27 protein-coding genes and 1 pseudogene are annotated in these 16,334 nt (G+C 42.6%); 12 read left to right on the top strand and 16 right to left on the bottom strand.

The window, feature by feature from the left end:
- The 5 genes and pseudogenes from VE944_RS31600 to VE944_RS31580 all read left to right on the top strand — a co-directional run.
- Positions 1 to 547 (top strand): annotated as a pseudogene (locus tag VE944_RS31600) (hypothetical protein); the annotation flags it as partial.
- A gap of 79 nt (positions 548 to 626) precedes the next feature.
- A complete protein-coding gene (locus VE944_RS31595) occupies positions 627 to 842 on the top strand; it encodes a hypothetical protein (RefSeq protein WP_324987000.1) in 216 nt (71 codons plus the stop codon).
- A 13-nt stretch (positions 843 to 855) separates the two neighbouring features.
- Positions 856 to 1,536 (top strand): hypothetical protein, encoded by a 681-nt coding sequence (locus VE944_RS31590; RefSeq protein WP_324986997.1) that lies wholly within the window; start codon positions 856 to 858, stop codon positions 1,534 to 1,536.
- Complete coding sequence (locus VE944_RS31585) at positions 1,529 to 1,765, top strand: hypothetical protein (RefSeq protein ID WP_324986994.1); 237 nt, start codon at positions 1,529 to 1,531, stop codon at positions 1,763 to 1,765. The genes VE944_RS31590 and VE944_RS31585 overlap by 8 nt, the downstream gene beginning before the upstream one ends.
- Before the next feature lie 301 nt (positions 1,766 to 2,066).
- Complete coding sequence (locus VE944_RS31580; protein ID WP_324986991.1) at positions 2,067 to 3,428, top strand: IS110 family transposase; 1,362 nt, start codon at positions 2,067 to 2,069, stop codon at positions 3,426 to 3,428.
- A gap of 34 nt (positions 3,429 to 3,462) precedes the next feature.
- Here the strand turns inward: VE944_RS31580 and VE944_RS31575 are convergent, their stop codons facing one another.
- The 11 genes from VE944_RS31575 to VE944_RS31525 all read right to left on the bottom strand — a co-directional run bounded on the left by VE944_RS31575 (position 3,463) and on the right by VE944_RS31525 (position 10,905).
- Positions 3,463 to 3,888, bottom strand: a complete 426-nt coding sequence (locus VE944_RS31575) for a hypothetical protein (protein ID WP_324986988.1) — start codon at positions 3,886 to 3,888, stop codon at positions 3,463 to 3,465.
- A 24-nt stretch (positions 3,889 to 3,912) separates the two neighbouring features.
- Positions 3,913 to 4,383, bottom strand: a complete 471-nt coding sequence (locus VE944_RS31570; protein ID WP_324986985.1) for a hypothetical protein — start codon at positions 4,381 to 4,383, stop codon at positions 3,913 to 3,915.
- 1 nt (position 4,384) lies between these two features.
- Complete coding sequence (locus VE944_RS31565) at positions 4,385 to 4,612, bottom strand: hypothetical protein (protein ID WP_324986981.1); 228 nt, start codon at positions 4,610 to 4,612, stop codon at positions 4,385 to 4,387.
- Positions 4,612 to 5,187 (bottom strand): hypothetical protein, encoded by a 576-nt coding sequence (locus VE944_RS31560; RefSeq protein ID WP_324986978.1) that lies wholly within the window; start codon positions 5,185 to 5,187, stop codon positions 4,612 to 4,614. Before VE944_RS31560 ends, VE944_RS31565 begins: the two co-directional genes overlap by 1 nt.
- Before the next feature lie 98 nt (positions 5,188 to 5,285).
- Positions 5,286 to 6,107 carry a hypothetical protein gene (locus VE944_RS31555; protein ID WP_324986975.1) on the bottom strand — a complete coding sequence of 274 codons (822 nt, stop codon included), beginning with the start codon at positions 6,105 to 6,107 and terminating at the stop codon, positions 5,286 to 5,288.
- 2 nt (positions 6,108 to 6,109) lie between these two features.
- Complete coding sequence (locus tag VE944_RS31550) at positions 6,110 to 8,674, bottom strand: hypothetical protein (protein WP_324986972.1); 2,565 nt, start codon at positions 8,672 to 8,674, stop codon at positions 6,110 to 6,112.
- A 2-nt stretch (positions 8,675 to 8,676) separates the two neighbouring features.
- Positions 8,677 to 9,021, bottom strand: coding sequence for a hypothetical protein (locus VE944_RS31545; RefSeq protein ID WP_324986970.1), 345 nt, complete (start codon positions 9,019 to 9,021; stop codon positions 8,677 to 8,679).
- Positions 9,021 to 9,542, bottom strand: coding sequence for a hypothetical protein (locus tag VE944_RS31540; RefSeq protein WP_324986966.1), 522 nt, complete (start codon positions 9,540 to 9,542; stop codon positions 9,021 to 9,023). Before VE944_RS31540 ends, VE944_RS31545 begins: the two co-directional genes overlap by 1 nt.
- Before the next feature lie 19 nt (positions 9,543 to 9,561).
- Positions 9,562 to 10,227: a discoidin domain-containing protein gene (locus VE944_RS31535; RefSeq protein ID WP_324986963.1), complete on the bottom strand. Its 666-nt coding sequence runs from the start codon at positions 10,225 to 10,227 to the stop codon at positions 9,562 to 9,564.
- The gene (locus VE944_RS31530; protein WP_324986960.1) at positions 10,211 to 10,567 is read right to left on the bottom strand and encodes a hypothetical protein; all 357 of its coding nucleotides are present in this window, start codon (positions 10,565 to 10,567) and stop codon (positions 10,211 to 10,213) included. The genes VE944_RS31535 and VE944_RS31530 overlap by 17 nt, the downstream gene beginning before the upstream one ends.
- A 2-nt stretch (positions 10,568 to 10,569) precedes the next feature.
- Positions 10,570 to 10,905 (bottom strand): hypothetical protein, encoded by a 336-nt coding sequence (locus VE944_RS31525; RefSeq protein ID WP_324986958.1) that lies wholly within the window; start codon positions 10,903 to 10,905, stop codon positions 10,570 to 10,572.
- A gap of 218 nt (positions 10,906 to 11,123) precedes the next feature.
- Here VE944_RS31525 and VE944_RS31520 point away from each other — a divergent pair, with 218 nt between their 5' ends.
- From VE944_RS31520 to VE944_RS31510, 3 genes are all read left to right on the top strand, one after another.
- A complete protein-coding gene (locus VE944_RS31520; protein WP_324986955.1) occupies positions 11,124 to 11,711 on the top strand; it encodes a tyrosine-type recombinase/integrase in 588 nt (195 codons plus the stop codon).
- Complete coding sequence (locus VE944_RS31515; RefSeq protein ID WP_324986952.1) at positions 11,708 to 11,860, top strand: hypothetical protein; 153 nt, start codon at positions 11,708 to 11,710, stop codon at positions 11,858 to 11,860. Before VE944_RS31520 ends, VE944_RS31515 begins: the two co-directional genes overlap by 4 nt.
- A 175-nt stretch (positions 11,861 to 12,035) precedes the next feature.
- A complete protein-coding gene (locus tag VE944_RS31510) occupies positions 12,036 to 12,359 on the top strand; it encodes a hypothetical protein (RefSeq protein ID WP_324986949.1) in 324 nt (107 codons plus the stop codon).
- 71 nt (positions 12,360 to 12,430) lie between these two features.
- Here VE944_RS31510 and VE944_RS31505 read toward each other — a convergent pair whose 3' ends face one another.
- The 5 genes from VE944_RS31505 to VE944_RS31485 form a co-directional block, all read right to left on the bottom strand.
- Complete coding sequence (locus tag VE944_RS31505) at positions 12,431 to 12,895, bottom strand: DUF4102 domain-containing protein (protein WP_324986946.1); 465 nt, start codon at positions 12,893 to 12,895, stop codon at positions 12,431 to 12,433.
- A 63-nt stretch (positions 12,896 to 12,958) separates the two neighbouring features.
- The gene (locus VE944_RS31500) at positions 12,959 to 13,699 is read right to left on the bottom strand and encodes a hypothetical protein (RefSeq protein ID WP_324986943.1); all 741 of its coding nucleotides are present in this window, start codon (positions 13,697 to 13,699) and stop codon (positions 12,959 to 12,961) included.
- 82 nt (positions 13,700 to 13,781) lie between these two features.
- A complete protein-coding gene (locus VE944_RS31495) occupies positions 13,782 to 14,159 on the bottom strand; it encodes a helix-turn-helix transcriptional regulator (RefSeq protein WP_324986940.1) in 378 nt (125 codons plus the stop codon).
- A gap of 141 nt (positions 14,160 to 14,300) precedes the next feature.
- Positions 14,301 to 14,462: a hypothetical protein gene (locus tag VE944_RS31490; RefSeq protein WP_324986937.1), complete on the bottom strand. Its 162-nt coding sequence runs from the start codon at positions 14,460 to 14,462 to the stop codon at positions 14,301 to 14,303.
- 160 nt (positions 14,463 to 14,622) lie between these two features.
- Positions 14,623 to 14,763 carry a hypothetical protein gene (locus VE944_RS31485; RefSeq protein ID WP_324986935.1) on the bottom strand — a complete coding sequence of 47 codons (141 nt, stop codon included), beginning with the start codon at positions 14,761 to 14,763 and terminating at the stop codon, positions 14,623 to 14,625.
- On the opposite strand from VE944_RS31485, the gene VE944_RS31480 reads away from it, so the two are divergent.
- From VE944_RS31480 to VE944_RS31465, 4 genes are all read left to right on the top strand, one after another.
- On the top strand, positions 14,762 to 14,992 hold the full coding sequence (locus tag VE944_RS31480; protein WP_324986932.1) for a hypothetical protein: 231 nt from the start codon (positions 14,762 to 14,764) through the stop codon (positions 14,990 to 14,992). The genes VE944_RS31485 and VE944_RS31480 overlap by 2 nt on opposite strands.
- A gap of 51 nt (positions 14,993 to 15,043) precedes the next feature.
- Positions 15,044 to 15,259, top strand: a complete 216-nt coding sequence (locus VE944_RS31475) for a hypothetical protein (protein WP_324986929.1) — start codon at positions 15,044 to 15,046, stop codon at positions 15,257 to 15,259.
- Positions 15,256 to 15,420, top strand: coding sequence for a hypothetical protein (locus tag VE944_RS31470; RefSeq protein ID WP_324986926.1), 165 nt, complete (start codon positions 15,256 to 15,258; stop codon positions 15,418 to 15,420). The genes VE944_RS31475 and VE944_RS31470 overlap by 4 nt, the downstream gene beginning before the upstream one ends.
- A gap of 108 nt (positions 15,421 to 15,528) precedes the next feature.
- The coding region (locus VE944_RS31465) for a P-loop NTPase family protein (protein WP_324986923.1) at positions 15,529 to 16,334 on the top strand (806 nt) is incomplete at its 3' end.

Raw genomic sequence — 16,334 nt, 5'->3', positions numbered from 1 at the left:
TGAATGGCTGGAACGTCACGCTAGAAGGGGACGCAAAGGACGACGGTTCACAGTTTTACTCTCGCAGTATGACCGCGTGGCCGCCTGGGGGCTGGAGGGTAAGAGCGATTTAGCCGATGCTTTCTACCGTATTCGCTTGGGTAAAAAGGCTATCGCCCACGCCAAATCGTTGAAAAATGAACAGCTTATCAACTGGTTAAAAGCTGACCAGTCACACTGTTTACTTGACGATCAGCCCTTAAAACTCCCGCCATACAGGGAGATGAAAGCCGCAACAGTTCGCGGTGGTTCGACCATAGTCCAACCATCTGCCAACAACGCGATCCACGCCGAAAAACCGCCTGAAAATGACCTAAAACCCGCTCCAGGAGCGGATTTAGAAGAAAATTGTTCGGAAAATGACCGGGTACTTTGGCGGCTAATTGGGCGCGTAGGTTCGGGGAAAAGTGATAGTGCGATCGTGACGGAAGTCCTTGGCTTCACTGGCAAGCGCTATGGGGAGGGTGCAGCGCTCTTGGAGCGACTGAGGAGGCAGTTCGGGGGATAATTTCAAATGCGATCGCGGCAGGAGGAGTCCGATCGCAATTTGAAAATCGATTCAAACAAGTATTTAATAGCACACAAATATGAAAATCGAAACCATTACTTATAAGCGGGTTAAAAACTTAGGGAATTACCAAAGCGAAACAATGGAAGTTACCGCAGTTTTAGACCAATTCGATGAGCCGGATGAAGTTAGTAAACAACTTCGTACTTTGGTGCAAAATCAACTTTACCCGTGCCCACCGGAGTCTGTAACCACAGAAGACAAGCCAGCAGGGCCAGAAAATAATCCTTTTTAAGCAAGGAAGTTAGATGACCAAACATGACACTTGGGTAAAACTCAAACCCGGTAATCCTTACGAATCAGTTTTAGACCTATTCCCAGAAAATAAGATACCCGTCCGCGATCCGTTCCCCCTGGAGCGAGTTACTGCACCGGATGGCAAACAGGTTCCACTCTGGATTATAGATATAGAGCGTCTATCATCCATTCAAACAAACGCGATCGCAAGACTTATTGCACAACGTCGCGGGGCTTCACTCATTGAAGTTCAAGCTGAGGCTGCATCCCTTGGTGGCTTTGGCATGGCTGATGGGTGGGTTGAGGCGATGAAATGTGATGCTGAAGGGTTCCAAAGGTCAAAGGAACTCGCTGATTTTTTTGAAACTGCACCCCAATCACCATCAAAACAAGCGCAAAAAGCTTGGGCTAATTTTTACAACAGCCAGCACGAACGCTGGATTGAAGGTAACGAGCAGCCACCGCCAATTAACTCCATTGATGACGTTGATCCGCGTCTTAGAACTCCAGAACTGGAGCAAGCTTTCAAAATGAGGCAAATTGAAAGTGCGATGGCTGCTGGTAACTACTCAGTAATGGATGTTCTCACGGGACACGCAATGACTGATGTTCTTAACATTATTGACCCAGAAAACTCATATTCATTAGTTGGATATGATGACGAATTTGAGGACGATGAGGTTTATGAATAACGAAGAATATTTAAATATTCCACAACCAGATCCATCTTGGGATTACTACCTTACTTACCACAGACTACTCAAAGCTAGAGCCGAGTTAAACAAATTGATTCAAGACATCAGTGAACTTGAATTAGCAACGGATGAATCAGATAAGTCTATTAATGAAGATTTATTTGACTTGACTAGCCTTCTAGAAGACACGCGAATCCCGATTGAATTATCTGATGATGACGAATAACCGCCTGATGATGGCTACCTGACACAGTAGCCGAAACGGTGGTTGATTCCACCGTCGCGGATTGTGTCCAAAGCAATCAGCAAGTTAATCAGAGAAAATGCAGCGTTCAGAGTGAATTGCACCACTGAATTGTGGCGTTCTTATCTTCATGCGCGGCTTTTCTCTAATTAATTCCCCGAATGCGTTTACTCCTGAATCGCGCCCCTCAAGTGTGGGGCGTTAGGGTGATTCGTGCGCTATTAAGTTCGGGATATTCAAGGGATGCCAGTCCCTAAAACCATCACTCATATCTCGCAGAACCATGAAAACAGAATTAACAATTTTGGGAATTGATGTTAGTAAATCAAGCATCACAACTCATATTTTAACACAATACCCCAAGGGTGGATTGCAAGCATATTGGAATAAAACAAGAAATAAAGCATCTACTTTATATCCGGCTTTTTACTCCAATCCTGATGCTAAGAAGAAACAAAAATCAGCTTTTGATTTTGCCCATTACCTAGCAGAAATCAAGCCAGATTACGCAATCTTAGAGCCAACAGGAAACCACTATTCAAAACTGTGGGCATCCATTCTCAATAAGTTAGAAATCAAAATCCTCTGGGTAGGACATGTTGAATTGCGGCGTTATCGCGGAGGTAAAAACCTGCCGAATAAAAGCGATCCGGCTGATGCTTTAGCAATGGCCGCTTACGGTCAGGATCTGGATCATCGGTTGGAAACTGGGGAGTTAAATCTGAAGTATTTCCTCATGCACCGCCCAGAACCCATCGATGAGTTACGCGACCTCTGTCAGCAACTTGAACATCTCAACCGGGTACAGTCCCCAATCGTGAATTACGCTAGACAACTTCTGGCTTGGCAGTTCCCAGAAGTCGCCCACGCCAAGAGCGCATCTAGCAAGGCAGGATTTGTACCACCACTCTGGGGGTGGCTTGCAGGTAGTCCCGAAATTTCTCCCGCCGGGAAAACCCGAATGGACAATCGCTACAAAATTTCCATTGCCCAGGACTATGGAATTAAGATTGACCCAATCCTAGAATTACACGCCGGCTGGATGTGCGATATCTCACTTTATGAGCAACGCTTAGAAGCAAGAATTACTGAAATGCTTTCTCTGACTGAATTCAAGCCTTACACAATGGTATTTGATAAGTTCGGTTTTGGGTTGAGAGTGCGATCGCGTTTACTCACCAGGATTTATCCGTTTGAGTCGTTCTTGGGTGTCAACGGTAAACCCGTGATTGAGTACGAAGTGCGAGAGGTTAAGAAAACTGAGCGCGATCGCCAAAACGGACAAACCACTGTCCGGCGATTAGCTGGCGAAACTAAACGAATTAAACGCAACCGCAGCCGTGACACTTTCAAAATGAGGTTAGGCATGGGTACTGTTTTAGAGCAGTCGGGGGATGGGCTTATAGAAAAAGCTAGCGGCTCATCCTTATGCCGAATCAGCTTATGGCAGTACGTTTTAACCGGCGTGGAAACCGGAAGTTTGCCAAAAAACGATCTGACCAAAGAATTGATTGACTACCGTGACTCACTCAAGGCTAACGTCACTATTCAGGGTGAAAAACTGCTAGCAGGCAAGCACATACAAGGAAAACTTATGAGTAAAGTAGTAAACCTGCTGTTCACTGAATTGTGTAAAATTTCTTGACTTAAAGTTTCAGTTACCCTGAATCCCCAGTAAGTTATTCCTCCGGCTGAGTCGTTTCCTCATACTCACGGATATTAAAATCAGTATCGCGCTGAAGAAATCGCTGAATATCCCTAGTGTAAAATAGCACCCTCTTGAACTTATGATCAATCTTCTCGTTTAGCTGTCCCAGAAGCATTTGAATGACATCCTTCCGATTTACATATTCTTGAATATGTAAAGCCAAGGCTCTATCAATCTCACGAATTTTTTCAGCATTTCTTACTTGTTCTTCAAGAGTTTTTTCAATTTGAGTAATCGAGTTTGTAATTCGATTCATTTTACTGATGACGGTAACAGCTACACCAGTAAGAACAGAAACGCTAACGAGAATCCCTAAAAAGATGCCAGTGGATTCTAGAGTTAGTGTTACTCCTGGACTAGAATTAGTAACAGCTATTTCTGACTTTGTAGTATTCATTTAAAATAACAATTTTCATTTATTTCAACTACTGAGTAGTTGGTCTAACTTAAAATTAATATTCCCAAACTCTTGAGCTAGTAAGATATTCTCGTTTGTATCATCAACTCCCGTGTATTCCCAACACTGAACCTGAACATCCTTAAACCACTTCGGAAAATAAAATTTTAGAGAATAAGTAGCTGATATCTTAGGAAATAAAATTGTAGTTATTTTGTTGAGCCAAATTTTTCCGACAATTCCAGCCGCATCTGCATTACCTCCTACAGTCAGCCCAGAAACAAATCGCTGTTCGACCGTCCCGCCAAAATTCCAAATTCTACCGGCGGGTACGGTCGTTGTAATGTAAACAGCAATGATATGATTCTCCAGAAAAGTAGATGATTCAAGGGGAGTGAGTGGAATATAAACATTCTCACTCATGATTACAGCCGCAGCAGAATAATTAATTAATTGTTGCCAATTGGCGGCATTAAATTCTACTACTCTCCCCATTTTAAAAACCTGCTAATTGACAATTAGCATTTACGATTGGTAGATATTCATCAATACAAACTCCCGCAACTTCCAAGCAATCAAGATAATCCTGGAAGGAAATTTCACCTTTAGCAAATCGAGTGTTAGCTAATGAGGTGATTTCCTCCCGTTTGATTAAATTGCTTATTTCTTCTTGGGAGACTTGAGGAGTTAGAAAAATTTCGCACTTAATCAAGTCTAAAATCATTAGAATTTTTCAGGGACGAAGGATACAGTTTTAGCTTCACCAGAGGCAGTAACAAGCGCCAAAATAGCCGCTTTTTGGTCGCTATAAGATGGCTGTGCTGTAATTGCGCCAAACGGAAAAACATAAGCCGCATCAGCTTTAGTTTTATAAGGTATACCCGTTAATTTGCTGGTTACGGTGCTTGCTACAGTTCCGGTGACATTCCGACAAGAAGCTTTAGCCGGTTTAAATCCAATAGCCCTAATATCGGTATTATCTACAACCTCTATGCCTAACGCTGCCGCAGTTAATCCAAATAAAGCGTACTGTCCTTGCGCTCTATTGGAGATGGTAGTTACATATTCATCTGTTGATGCTGCGGGAAGCGCAAAAGGTTTTATGGATATTTTGACAATTTTTCCAGGATTAGATGATGCAGCGCGTGGATAGTCAATATCAACTTTTCCGGCTTTCCAATCTTGGTATTTCTTCAACGGAGTGCCTGCCGGCGCATCTGGAACTACTCCATCATCTGCGGCGGATGCTGGGCGAAGGTATTTTAATGCTGCATCTAAATTGTTAAATCGTTTGGCCATTGCTGTACAATACTCGGTTGCGCTTTATACATCCGGTATAGCATCGACAAGAGCGGTTAGAATTCGTGTCAATTAGTATACTTGTTTCCGCGAAAAAACTACGCAGCATTCACCCTTTCAATCACCGATCGCAATGCGCTTTCTGGAGTTGATACCAAATTAATAACGCTCTGCCGCCCATTTAAAAATAACTGGGCGTGCCTGAACCGAACATCTACGACAGGACGTTTAACAGGCTTCTTGACTTGGCGACCGTAAACTAGTTGAGTCCCCGGATTGCTGGGGTAAAGTCTATCGGTGTCCATAAAGTCCACCGAGTTACTTTCAAATGGGTGAGCCTGAATTCCAACTACTGCACGGGCCACCCTCTCACCCTCAGTTTTTGATTTCACCAGAAGCCGTAAATCATACCCCCTTTCTAAGTCACGGTAGTAGTAGTAATGTATGCCTTTTTCCCAAACAAATATCGGATTTGCAAATTCGCGTTTAATGTCTCTCGCCATTTCTTCAGCTTTAGCGCGGGTGTAAGTTTGGGCTGATTCATTCATTAGTCGGAAGCAAATTTCGCCGCGTCCTGGTGCAGTCCGATCTGTGAGATTGGTATATCGCTCACGAAAGTACAGCTTAACCTGTGGCTTAAAGCTGACATCACGCTGATAATCAGCGACAGGAATTCCATAAATAGGAGCTTGTAAAGATTGAGCATGACCAGCCGTAACTTCAAATAACCACAATCTCATCATGGTCATTGTGGCGGTATCACCATCCTTCATTGTGCAAGCATGGCGCAATGCTGCTTTTGGTGTAGAGATATCATCTATAGTTTGATTCTTGAACCATTGACTAACTGCTTTATTGTGCCAGCGCCTTACCGTATCTTGTAGAAATTCCCATTCATTAAAGTTATCTGGTAAAGGCATAATTATGCGTCTGCCTCCAAATCCAAATCCAGTATTTCTAAGCCAGCACTTGCCAATTTAGCTGCTGCTTGATCTGCCTTAAGCTTGTCTGGCTCTGGCGATTCTTTGCCTTTATTGGCTTCGTTATCATCTTGCTTAATTGCGTTAGCTAATTCGGTGGTAGCTGTTGTTAATTCTGTGGTGGCATTGATGATATCTAATGGTGCTTGCGTCACCATTTGTATGGTCGATGCTCCTTGCTGTAAATTTTCTAATGTTTGAGTAACGCGATTAAATTTTGGTTGTGGATTCATCCAGCCATAGGCACTTTCTAAAACTTCGCCAGACTTGCGAAGTGCATTTCCGATTTTAGCGACCTTTCCGGCTGTCATTTCTAGCCCAGTAAGTATTGCCGAAGATAGCCCTTGAAAAACATTCAATATATTAATTGAAGCTTGATAAATACGATTAGCTTTAGCCCAAGCTGTTGTTAGATTTGTATAGTTCTCGGCTCCAATTGCCCCCTTAATTAGATTTTCAATGGAACCACTAATAACAGAACCAATATCAAAAGAGTCTCCATTTTCTTTTTTTAATCCAATTAACTGTAATACATTGTTGATAATTCCAACAAATGTTTGTCCGATGTCATTGGACAACATTAATGCATTATGGCTAGTAGCGCCAAGTATCATAATATTTAACACTCTATCTAAGTGCATCCAATCCGCGAACCTTGATAGCTTCCCGCCAATTCCACCAGGGAGTTGAGCGCCTAACCTTGCTAATATTGTCTCTTGCCCTGCTAATAGTGCAGCATTCGCGCCAGTGTTTACAGCATCTAAAATGTTGGCTGCATTGGTGTTGTTGTTATTGGTAATGTCGGCTGCATTGTCTTTTAAGGCTTTATTCATACAGCCACCCGGCTGGGTGGTTCTGCAAGTCCCCGTAGCGGCTGCTTGCTCTATCTGTGGAATTGTCGGAATATCAGGCCTGATTGCATTAGCCGCCCGCGCCGGGATTAAAGGGAGAATTCCGAGTATTTGGTCGAGTTTGGGTAAAGCTTGGTCATTCACTTTTTCTTGTTCTTTTAATTTTGTATTTACTTCAGATATTTGAATCTGAACTCTTTTTATTTCGCCTGATAACTCAGGAATCTCTTGTTTTTTTATGTCCGCAATTTCTGCTTTTATTTGGGCAACCTCTGCTTTTACTCCCGTGCTTTGGGTAACTGTTGCTTCAATGCGTGGAACTAATACCCTATCTACATAAATTCTAGTATTTTGGGTTTCAGCTTCTAATTTCGCCATTTCGGCAGTTACTCCTGTACTTTGGGTAACTGTTGCTTCAATGCGTGGAACTAATACTCTATCCACATAAGTCTTAGTGCTTTCTGCTTGTCGTTGAGCATTCTCGCCAGTTGCTTGAGCCGTATTAGCACGACTAAGAGCAAGACTTGCTGTGTTATTTGCACCTAATACCCCTTGAGCCAGATTACTAACACCGTTAATTGCTGTCCCCGCTAGCGTTGTCGCGGCATTTGTTTGATTTGCTAGAATTCCTATTTGAGATTGCAAGGGATTAACAATTGCCCTTGCAGCGGCTACAGCATTAGCATTAATTTCTGATGTATTTATCGGGGTTGGGGACTTAATTGCATCAACTTTAGCTCGTGTTGTGGCGATGTCAGATTGTATTTTTGAAATTGTCGAGTTAATACCTTTTTGAAAATTGTCTGAAACTCCACTGGCGAATTTTGCAATTTGGGTGTTAACTTGTTGAATCTTCGCTTCAAGACTTGTGCGTTGTTCAGTTATTTTATTTTCAATTGAAGATTTATTTTGGCGAGTTTCATAGAGGGCATCATTGGCTTGTTTTTTCGCTTCTGCTATCTTGCCCTCGACAATAGTCCTGCCTTGGCGTGTTTCATAGAGGGCATCATTGGCTTGTTTTTTAGCATCTACTATATTTTTACCAAGAGTCTCTTGTTGTTTATTGAGTCGGTAATAATCTTTAGCATTAACATCTAGTTCCCTTTCAAATTTCTGTATTCTAGTGTTAAGTGTTTTTAGTTTTAGAGTATTATTAGTGGCTATGGTATGAGTCGTTGATAAATCAATTTGAGTTCGCAAAAGATCATCAAATATTCTACCTGTAGTAAATTCTTGAAGCTTGAGTAAAGCAACCACCCCAATAGCTACCAAAATTCCCAGAATTACCCCGGCCCGGTTTGCTTTATCTAAAGAATTCTTGCCGGGAGATTTTTTTAAGAGGGCATCATTTACTTTGGTGGCAGTATCAGCTGCTTTTTTTGTAGTATCAGCAACCTTTTTTAATTGCCTAATTCGCTTACCGGCTTCGGCAATAAATTTTTTACTAGGAGATGAGATAATAATTTTTTTAGTACTAGCGGTAGCCGTGCGGTATCCTTTCCAATTGAGTCGATGGACTTCTCTAGCTCCTTTGAATTTATTAAAAGTCCCTTTTGGATCAGCTTTAAAGGTATCCCAATTAAAATTTTGAGGAATTGAATTAGGGATTTTAGGAGTGGGCGAAGTTGGTAAAGGCGTTCCATTCCATGTAGGCATTATTAATCACCTCCCATAAATTCCGCAAGGGCTGAAACTGTCTCTATTACAGGCGTTACCATCTCGTATAAACCTTGAAAAGCCTCGGTAAACTCTCGGCTTGTATTTTCAATATCAGCAAAATTATTTAAAGTCTCAACAGTGCTTTTTTTGAGTAGGTCTGAAGTTTTTTCTAATTCTTTTACGCGCTTTTCTAGGTTGTTACTATTATTGTTATCATTGTTATCATTGTTATCACAACATTGTTTTTGCTTTTGTTCTAGCTCACGTAATCGCTTATTTAATTCATCGATTTTACGATTTAAAGCGTCTAGTCCTTGGTCAATATCCCTACAGACTTCTGCCATTATCGCCCTACCTTGTTCGCCATATTTTTCAGGCGATCGCCAACTTCTTTACACGGCACACAGCAATATCCTGGGTATTTATTATGTGTGCATTTGTGACTACCTTCAGGGCAATTATCGCCACAACCGACAGTGAAATTTACAGGGCATTTGCCATTAACAGTAAAAAGATTAACACCAGATACAGTATTAACTTTTAAACTACATCCTTGAATCTCACCTAATTGTGTTGTCAAGCTGCCCGCCAAAAAGCAAGAGAGCGTAATTAGTTCGCCATTATTATATATTTTTATTGCCGTTTGCCCTTGTTGACATTCTGATCTAAATTCAGTTGTGTATGATGTACCTTTGACTGTTCGATTCCCTGGTAAATTAGGATCGTAATAATTGTATGTGTTTGATGATTCTGATGATGATGTTTCCACAATAATTGGAGAGTCTTCTGAGATAAATCTTCCTTTAGAACCATCGCCAAAAGTATAATCAACAGTTGCAATCTCACCAACTTGACAGTAGCTCATAGCCAAATACTATTTATAATTAACCTTGCAATGTTCCGTAAATTTCAAATTCATCAAAAGCTAAAATATTAGCTCCGCCGCTATCAACTCCAGTAGAGAGTATTCTAAAAAATCTATATGCTATAGTTTGTCCACTAATGCTTTTGCTATACCAAGTAGAATTTGCAAGGCTCGTATTAGCAACGCTATCGATATCTACCCATGTAGAGGAATCATTAGAAGCTTGAAGCTTCCAGTTTCTAATTTCATTAGTATTACTATTTCTGCCTCGAATAGAGTAAGCATTACAAATTAACTTCTGAGAATTTAAATCGAATCTTACTGATTGATTAGCAATATTAGCTGTTGCCACTCCGCTTTCTGCAACTCGATTTCCTAGTAGTGATACATTGCCAAAAGTAGCCACATTACCATTGAATATGCTTGACATTGTGACTGCTAAGTATCCTGCTGCAATAGGATTATTCCAAGCAGCTAAACCTTTTTGTGTTCCTAGCCAATAAAGTACACCATTTGGATCTCCGTTATTCAAGAAAGTACATATTTTGCTATTAACAGTACTTGCACTGAATAAATTAGCTTTTGTAATCTTATAAGTCTCGTTAGTTATAGGATTTTGCATTATTAAAAAATCAGAATCAAGAGATGTTGTCTTATTCGGGAAATCCTTAATTTGTTTGAGCATAAGAATTAATTACGATTGTCTCTGTTAAATAAACGTTGCCATTTCTTTCCTTGGCGTAAGCATCCCAACGAAATATTTCTAAAAGCTCATACAACTGACGGTTGTCGTATCCGGTTGGGGTGTTGTTTTCGTCAGTGATGATATTCTGATTTTCATCTGTTAGATATCCTTCAAAAGCGCTTAGTGCTTGTAACAAGATTGCTACGACTAATTGTTCAGCGCGATTATTTGCTGTGATAGTCAGTCCCACCGCTACCAAATCAGATTTTTTAATCACTAATTCAATAGCAGTTTGACTAGCATTAACACCAAATAATTCTTGTAGTGTTAGCGCTTGCATGATTAATAATCATCTGGATCTATTACGTCTGCCCCAGTGAGAATTTTATCCACTTCTACAGAAATGGTGTTTCTGAGGTAAATAGCATTATTGCGAGTTGTAATGCTCGGACTAAACCCGTCTGTAACTGTAACGGATTGATCAATATTTGTGTCTCGTGCAGCGTCAGTCAGGACTGATTTGAATTTCAGCACAATAGCTATGATTAGCGATTCAGCCGTATTATTCGCGCTGGGGGTAAACCCTACTGCTACTAAGTCGCTTTTCTTGATCACTAAATCAGTGGAAGTTTGAGTAGCGTTTGCGCCGAATACTTCTAAAAGGGTTGGTTCTGCCATGAAAGCGGATTTTTTGAGTGTGAATAAGTCCGTTGTATGGCTTATTGAAAAAATCGTAAATGTTCCAGTTTTATGTAGAAGTGGAACATTTACGGATGCCGTGTATCCTTTGCCAGTATTAGGATTGAGCCAATATTTACTAATAGTGGATATTTAGATAATTCCGCTTTCACCTCTGATTTAGGTAAAAGCGGAACATACGAAATTTATTTATATCTATGCCAAAGAGTAACAGAAAGGGAAAAGCGGCGGTACTGACTGATGGTGAATACTCCAAAATTCGCCGGCAGATCAGAACTGAAAAGTACAGATTGCTTTTAGACCTGGCGTGGTTTACCGGTGAAAGGTGGGGGGCTTTGGTTCAACTCAAGGTGAGTGATGTTTACGATCATCGCACTGGCCGGCCCAAGCAAGACATCATTTTCCCGGCGATTATCAGAAAACACAGGCCAGACGGATCATCTGAAACAACCGAAATTCCAGTGCATCAAATTTTGAAGGAATCCTTAGAGCGATACCAACCAGAAACGGATAGCGAGTGGTTATTCCCCTCAAGATGTGGAACTAAGCCAATTTGCTGGAAGAATGCCTATAACATTTTCATGCGGGCATCTGATAACGCAGGATTTGAGGCTAAGGGAATTTCGACGCATAGCACCAGGAGGAGCATGGTTAACAAATTGCGGCGGGCGGGAATTGCTAAAGAAATCATTCGCACTTTCACTGGACACCGCGACAACAAAGGACTTGATCCTTATTTTGAAATTGAAATGGACGAGCGGCGCGGCGCGATCGCAACTCTATGAACCCCAATCTCCTATTCCTCCAAATCGAGATTTTCTTCGAGCGCTTGCAACAGGGGGAATACGACCATCCCTTGTATTTGGCTATGGCGCTGGAGAATCTAGCTAGTCAGGCGTGGGATGAAGTTGATCGGGTTTACCCTAACCTATGACAAAACATGAAACAAGCGAATAAACTGAAAATCTAAAATTTCAAAGCAACTATTTGCGATCGCACTAATCGGATAAAGGGCGATCGCTTTTTATTGGTAATTAGTCATTTGTCATTGGGGAGTGGGGAGTGAGGAGTGGTACTATTGCCCTGTTACACGGCAATTGAAGTTAAACATGGGACGGACTAGTACAACTTGGGAGTCAGGTAGCACTTGGCAAAGTGGGGAGACGACCTCAATTCGCGTACCGATCGCGCTCAAAGACAACATTTCGGTTTACGCTAGGGCTGTTGATTCCAAACTGATAAACGATCAAGGTCATACCATCCCCGATTCAGGGGATTTTTTGCAGATAATTGACCGCTACATCGCTTGGAGAACCAAGAATTATCGCTCTACACAGATGAGTGCAAAACCAGACATTACCGCTCGTACCTGGGATGAGCTGCGGAAGCTTCAAGATTTACTGCGGGAGTCTCCAGAAGTGTTGCAGGACTGAAGCCTTTGCGGCATCTTTGACAAAACCACCTTTGCACAACGGTGTTGTCAGATAATTTATAACTACCGTTTTTAAAGATTAGTGTTGAATAGTTGCATCTTGGGCATGGTGGGCGATTCATTCTTCCAGCCTCGGATTAAGTTCTCAATTTCACATGGAAGCTTACCATCTGCGATCGCAGTTTCCACATCTGCCTTTTTACGCTTGGCAATGACACTATCCACACTACCCAGGTAAAGCCGGTTAATCTTCCTGCCCGTCATCCAACAGTACCGAAAATACCAATATTTATTACTAGACCTTTCTACCCAGTATTTCTCTATCCAGTGGGTATCGTGTTGGGGGGCAGATTTTTGAGTATCAGTTGCAACTTGCTCCCCAACACTTTTGTACTGAAAGTCAGACTCTGAGATTTGCCCCCCAACACTATGACTATTTTGAAGGGTGGGTTCATCCCAAAATGGATCGTAAACGTAAACGGGAGTGTCTTGAGCCTTGGTAAAAGCTTCTAAATTAAACAGCGTAGGTTGTTCCATAATCAAACTGGTTTTAATGTTGGCTGCTCTCCTCTGAGGGCAGTTTTTTTATGCAGTTATTCCCTAGTAATCCCTTGGGAGGTTGCTGGGGAACCAAGATTTTAAAGTTTCAATAAATCCTGACAAACCAAAGGTTTCATCTTGCCAGTAACAGTTACGCAAGCAGTTGATTAACCATCCTTGAGAATTGTTAATTGCTTGATGTCCACCACGTTTAACAAAGTGCTTAAGAGCTAATCGGACATCTTCAATATCAAACTCAAGCAGGTTTCTAGTAGTTCGTTTATTTGGGTTAAAGTATATTTCGTACTCAGCACAAGCTGTAAGTATTTCGTGTTGCCTTTCTAACTCCTCAAATTCGGCCGTTGTAGGAGTAATACTATTGCTGCTGCTGTTTAACCCCTCTTCGGCATTAGTAGCATTTGAGGGGGGTAAATCGTAACTATAGTTATGGTTATATAACTTTTTTTCTCGCGGCTTTTTGGGTGGATTTAACCATGACAATGGTCTTACAAGTAACTTGGTTATCTTCCAAGAATATTGTTTAATTACTTGCAGGACGCGGCATGATACCAGTATTTCAAATATCTTTTTGAGGTAATTGTGAGCATAAGGTTTACCTCTAGTCTTGGCTACCCAGGCATTAAATTCTGATAAATCTGGTTCTATCTCGCTGGCAATTTGCCCTTGCCTCATTAACCACTGCCAAAGGATTTTCGCGGCGGGTGGAATATGATGTTGATAACAGAATGTATCGTGTGATTCCGTCCACGGAAGTGAATTTTTTAATGAGTTTTCTGGCATAATACTATTAGCTAATCTCTATTAGTTAATTTGCAAAAAGCCACCACCGACCTTACGAATCTGGGTGGCTTTTTTGTTTTAATTATTCTTCATCAGTCATTTGTCGTTTGTCGTAGCTAGGGCGTGGACGCTTAAGCTGTCTCCAGTCATCAGGTAGATCATTTACCTCCGTGATATTTAGTTCTCGGCATAAAGTCTTTAATTGAGCAAGCGATATACCATCGTCAGCGATAGAACTGACATCCATACGCATCGATCTAGCTAATTCTTTGAGGGAAGCACCTAGTTCACGAGCCAAAGCAATTGCATTGTCGAAACGTGGCATTTTTCTTCCACTCTCCCAATCGCCAATAATGCGAATACCTACACCCAATCGCTGGCTTAACTGCGGTTGAGTCAAATCAGCACTTTCTCGAAGTGTCTTCAATGTTGGCGGTTCGTTTTCTAATTCTGAGTTCATGATAGCACCATAGTGCTAGCGCTTTAGTGCTTGACAGAGAAACTGCCTTGCACTAAAGTGCTAGTTAGAGAGTAATAAAAAGGGCAGGCCCACAGAGTTTGACCTGGCGGTTAGCTAATAAGCCTGCCTTTTGCTAGTGTCTCATTCAGCTGTAAATCTGCTGTGATCTCGCTCCCCCACGCCTAAACCTTTGCGTGGCAAGTATGGAGCAAGCACCCGCGTCATTGCCAAGCGTGCCCCGGCGCGGAAACACCCTAAAACTGACTCAAAACCCAAAATTAACGGAGGTAAACACCGACTCAAAAACGCTCAAGCCCAGTGATGACAAGCTTTTTACCAAAATTACAGTACTGCGATCGCAGTAGTAAACCCCGTGCATAGCGGCACTTAAGACCTATTTAAGTGCCGCAAAAGCGGGACTATAACCCCACTATGCACAGACTTAAGTCCGTGCATAACACCTTTATGCAATGACTATGGAAGCACTAGAAGCCACTAGTAATGGCACTAAAGCAGCACCAAAGACCGAAGATAAGCCTAAAAGAGACAGAGCAACAAGACGACCCTTGCCGTCTTTACCCAGTGCAGCCTCGGCCGCAGACATGAATCAAGTTGAGTATTCGGCACTGGCTGACAGAACAGCCGTCGAATGGGATTCCTTGAAGAATTACGAAATGTTCAGTCTTTCACCAGATGGTTCATTTCCGATGATGAAAGCCAGCCGCAGCAAAGCCGTTCGCCTTGCGGATCGTGAGGTGATGATGGTTGGCGGCGGCCGATGTTTTCGAGTTTCGCTGTCCAATCACCCAACACAAAACAAGCCCCAGTCGTGACAAAGGAGCTTGTTTTGAGAGACAAATGTCCCTACCTAACCAAAACTTACCATGACTAACGACCAACCACTAACACCTAAAGAACAAAAAGTAGTTGACGAATTTGAAAAAGCGCGTCCTGGGCTGGGAGCGATCACAGAAAAGAACATCCGCCACAACGACAAAACCGGCTGGGCTGACATCATCGCCGACACGCCAGAATCCGATTTGGTGGCCCGCGAGGGTTCATCAACTAACACGTTCATGTACCGGAGGATTGGGGGATGACTCAAGAGCGTAGTCCGTGGCTAGAAGCTGCGATCGCAATCAATGAATTGCTCAAGTTAGAGCCGCCAGAGGTACAAGAGTCCATTCGGCGCATGGAAAGTAATTCCTACCCCGAAACTTGGAAGGCACTCAGAGAAAGGGAGCAGGGGGGCAAGGAATGAACCAAATTTATATTCTCATCCTCACCCTAGGAGCGATAATCATCGGCATCATTGCACTTTGTTCATTGCAAACCCAACACCCTTTTTACTTGAAAATTGAGGTGCAGTATGGGAAATGACCTAATTGATATCAAAGTTGCTACTCCCCCCAGGACTGCCACAGCTGCAACCTGGGTTGAGATGCACTTGCCAGATGGTAAAACCTTACTGCGTTACTGTGCTTGGGGAGTAGGGAGAGTGATGTTTTCAGCGTCATTATTCTCTGTAAATGCAACTCGCGCTACTCTAAAAATCGGCATTTGGTTGTGTGACTCTTTTGAATCTGGGGTTAAACGCTTGCTCAAAGTGTACGATGCTCTCCCCTATGCTGGTACACCCATGACCCAAGTCATTGAAGCGTCAGCCGTTCCAGTCGATGAACCACTGGAAATAATCACCGATATCATCGCCGCCATTGAGGGTAAACAGGTGATGATCATCGGCGAAATGGGAACCGGCAAATCAACTCTGGCCCAATACCTCGCCTACACAGTGGGGGGACGGGTTCGCGTCTACGAGTGCGAAGGCACACCGACCGACTGGCAAGGGCTTGAGGTGATAGGAAAAGGCGAGAATTGGGCCGCCATTGAACGCGGCATGGCTGAGGATCTGGAGGATTTAACTAACCAGTTACAAACTAGAACTGAACGCGGTGATGCTGCTTTGGATGGTACAGAACGAGTCATGATCGCTGAAGAATACCCCGAATTGGTTTCCAAGGTGTCCAGTTCGGGTGAATGGCTGGAACGTCACGCTAGAAGGGGACGCAAAGGACGACGGTTCACAGTTTTACTCTCGCAGTATGACCGCGTGGCCGCCTGGGGGCTGGAGGGTAAGAGCGATTTAGCCGATGCTTTCTACCGTATTCGCTTGGG

Source organism: Nostoc sp. (assembly GCF_035638895.1).
Taxonomy (GTDB): Bacteria; Cyanobacteriota; Cyanobacteriia; order Cyanobacteriales; family Nostocaceae; genus Nostoc.
This window is presented reverse-complemented; position numbering and strand designations above follow the sequence as displayed.